This is a genomic window from Paenibacillus sp. P4_A7, from assembly GCF_056402455.1.
Window position 1 is genome coordinate 1 of record NZ_JBFUHJ010000805.1, and the last position, 1,146, is coordinate 1,146.

3 protein-coding genes are annotated in these 1,146 nt (G+C 37.3%); all 3 read left to right on the forward strand.

Annotated elements, in window-relative coordinates; genetic code table 11:
* On the forward strand, nucleotides 1-278 hold a 278-nt coding region (locus AC1DWN_RS34140; RefSeq protein ID WP_477563247.1), incomplete at its 5' end, for a 3'-5' exonuclease.
* 166 nt (nucleotides 279-444) lie between these two features.
* Nucleotides 445-729, forward strand: a complete 285-nt coding sequence (locus AC1DWN_RS34145) for a hypothetical protein (protein WP_477563248.1) — start codon at nucleotides 445-447, stop codon at nucleotides 727-729.
* 201 nt (nucleotides 730-930) lie between these two features.
* On the forward strand, nucleotides 931-1,146 hold a 216-nt coding region (locus AC1DWN_RS34150; protein ID WP_477563249.1), incomplete at its 3' end, for a hypothetical protein.

Consider the following 1,146-nt stretch of genomic DNA (forward strand, 5'->3'; position numbering starts at 1 on the left):
GTCATACGCCTTTTTCCACTCAACACAAAATCAAAGGTGCTGAATTCAAGAACGTCCTAGTCGTCCTTGATAATGGAGGGTGGAATAATTTTAATTTTGATTATTTATTTTGTACAAGAGAAGATAAACAATCAATTTTTATGAGAACCCAGAAAATGTTTTATGTATGTTGTACTAGAGCCAAAGAAAACTTATATGTTTTTTACCAGAGTCCAAGTGATGATGTAATTAAGCAGGCGAAAGCTTGGTTTGGAGTGGAGAATACTCAAAAAATATAATAATGGGATGTAAGAAACTAATCTGCGTAGCTCTATATCGAACGAAATAACAAGGCTGCCATTAAAAGGCAGCCTTGATCGCATTTGGGGCAGAAAAGCTGATTAAGAAAATGCCTTACAATTGGTATGATTTTTTTATTGATAAATGAAAAGGAGTGAAACAACTGTGAAGCGTCCAGCCATCAACGCTATGATTAAGTATTGGAAGAATGAATTTGATCAACAAATTGAGCTTGAAGAATATAAATCGGGAGAGCAATTTTTGTCGATCCCTTCAAAATTTCAGAAGAAATTCCGCTTTGAATTGTATCCGCAACCCTTTTACGGATATTTTTCTGAAAATATGAAGGACGATATACTCATGCCTTTACTTAATCCGGGACCTGTGACCACAAGACATGTCACCGACCTTTTTAAAGGACATCCCTATCCTGAAGCAAAACGTCTGTGAAATGAAGTAATTCAGGAACGTCACACTGAAGGTTGGTCCAAGATAAAATTTCACGAGCGAGAAAAAGATTAGGATGTAGAGCTTGGACTGAAACATTGGAGGCGCAAAAAAATGGAACAGGTGCGTCGAATCATTGGAGATGCCAAATTTTTGCACACCATTTAGTTTTTCCCCTTTCATTCAGACCGATGGAAAGTAGGTATGGTTTCTCGAGAAGAGTGGTTTAGAAATCTTAGTTCTACCCAACTTGCGATAGATGTCATTGAAGAGGTCTCATCTCTTCGTCTGGTCAAGCATATCCTAGGCATCGGTATGCCTTGGGCGGATATTTTAAGTAGTTATCCAAATAAATTCTTTCTTGAAGGAGATCCCATCTTTTTAACAGGAAAAAAAGGTCATATTGGACATCGCTTCTTC